Source organism: Candidatus Sororendozoicomonas aggregata (assembly GCF_031528575.1).
In the GTDB taxonomy this organism is placed as follows: domain Bacteria; phylum Pseudomonadota; class Gammaproteobacteria; order Pseudomonadales; family Endozoicomonadaceae; genus Endonucleibacter; species Endonucleibacter aggregata.
Genome location: NZ_JAVLSP010000193.1, coordinates 1 through 1,500 on the forward strand (window position 1 = coordinate 1; position 1,500 = coordinate 1,500).

2 protein-coding genes are annotated in these 1,500 nt (G+C 44.7%); one reads left to right on the forward strand and one right to left on the reverse strand.

All coding sequences use genetic code 11. From position 1 onward, the window contains the following. Nucleotides 1–368: 368 nt before the first annotated feature. Nucleotides 369–533: a hypothetical protein gene (locus tag V4C51_RS17725; protein WP_330927494.1), complete on the reverse strand. Its 165-nt coding sequence runs from the start codon at nucleotides 531–533 to the stop codon at nucleotides 369–371. A gap of 121 nt (nucleotides 534–654) precedes the next feature. Between V4C51_RS17725 and V4C51_RS17730 the strand changes: the two genes are divergently transcribed. After that, nucleotides 655–1,308 (forward strand): putative adhesin, encoded by a 654-nt coding sequence (locus tag V4C51_RS17730; RefSeq protein ID WP_330927495.1) that lies wholly within the window; start codon nucleotides 655–657, stop codon nucleotides 1,306–1,308. The last annotated feature ends 192 nt before the right edge of the window (nucleotides 1,309–1,500 follow it).

Sequence of the window (1,500 nt, forward strand, 5' to 3'; positions counted from 1 at the left end):
GATACAAGGCTTTCAACCAACTTTCCTTAACATCATTTGTCCTTTATAGGTAAGCGGTTGGTGAAGCAGTGAGTGATACCAAAAGCTTCTCACCATTCTTATGATCTCCCTGCCAATTAAAGAGTCTGCTCCGCGGCGGCTTTCTGTCCCGTGCTAATGGAGGGCTTCCAGTCAACGTCGCGTGGACCTGCGCATAGCCAAACAACTGCCTGATCTGCACGATCGTCTAACTATTATGGGTGGAATTCGTCGGTTATCTCAGGGAAATTCACCGCGCTTCTCAATAACGGTTACACCACCATTCTCACAATCCTCTCTGAAATCGATATTTTTTGGTTATTTCTGATGAGTAGCTCACTTTGAAAATGCTATGCGTCAAGGACGTCATTGATACGCTGCGTGTCACCGGGCACTTTTACGCCAAGGTTCATTGTTTGATCTGCCGCTATGTCTTTGACACTGAAATAATACGCCACGATTTCATTCAGGGAAATGCTCCTTTGGACTGACGCTTTCCCATGATGCCCGCCCATTTCACTTTCTTTTGCGGCTGTAATTATAGGTCACTGGTAGTCCATGAATCACCTCGGATAGTTTCTTTACTATTCTAATAGAATTTTCAGGTAAGTGTTCTTTCAGAAAACGGACTAGCGCATGTTAAATAAAACAGCCCCATTTGAGTCTTTCGAGCCTGAGAATACGCGGACAAGCGTACTGAATGGACGGCTAAAACTGTATACCTTTCCTCACCGGGGTGAAGAGGTTAGAAATGTGATCTTACTAGCCCATTCAAATATTGGCAGGGAAGATTATTCGTATTTCTGCGGCTTACTGCAAATGCACTATAACCGGCGCTTCCAGGTGCCACCGGGGTTATTTATTTGTTTTTACACACCGCACAAAACCCTTGGAGTCAGAAGAAGAGATAAGAGCCAATCTTCTTTTCTAACGGACTTTATGGTGGAAGTTGATACGCCTTTTGAAATTATTTCTCCTCAGGGTTATGTGCATAATTACCAGATGGCTCATTGTCCCGAGCCAGGAGGCGAGCCCATTGCCAGCGATGATGATATAAAATTAGCCTTATGGCACGCCCGATGTATTTACGATTTAAAGGCAGTACCTGCTTTTGATATTATCACCACAGAACCTTCATGGCCCTCCTTAATCAGACTTCAGGATGTCGTTGATACGCTTCGTTTGACCGGGCAATTTTATACCAAGATTCATTGTCTGATCTGCCGTTATGTCTTTGGCGATACAGAAGTATACTACGACTTCATTCAGGGAAATTCCTCTGCTGACTGAAGCCTTCCTGAGATGAGCCCATAAAAGAGCGTGAACAGCTCCTGAGGTCAGTTAACCAAAGACGGCCTCACGGGGGCAGATTATGGTAGTATTACCCTAGGAGGCTGTCCGAGAATAGACTGCCCTACTGCGGTGGCAGCAAATTGGTCTAAAAAGTCGGAAATTTTTAGCAAATAGAACCACTATTCACTA

Coding starts and splice junctions, on each gene's coding strand:
- V4C51_RS17725 (WP_330927494.1), bottom strand. CDS start 533: ATGGGCGGGCATCATGGGAAAGCGTCAGTCCAAAGGAGCATTTCCCTG.
- V4C51_RS17730 (WP_330927495.1), top strand. CDS start 655: ATGTTAAATAAAACAGCCCCATTTGAGTCTTTCGAGCCTGAGAATACG.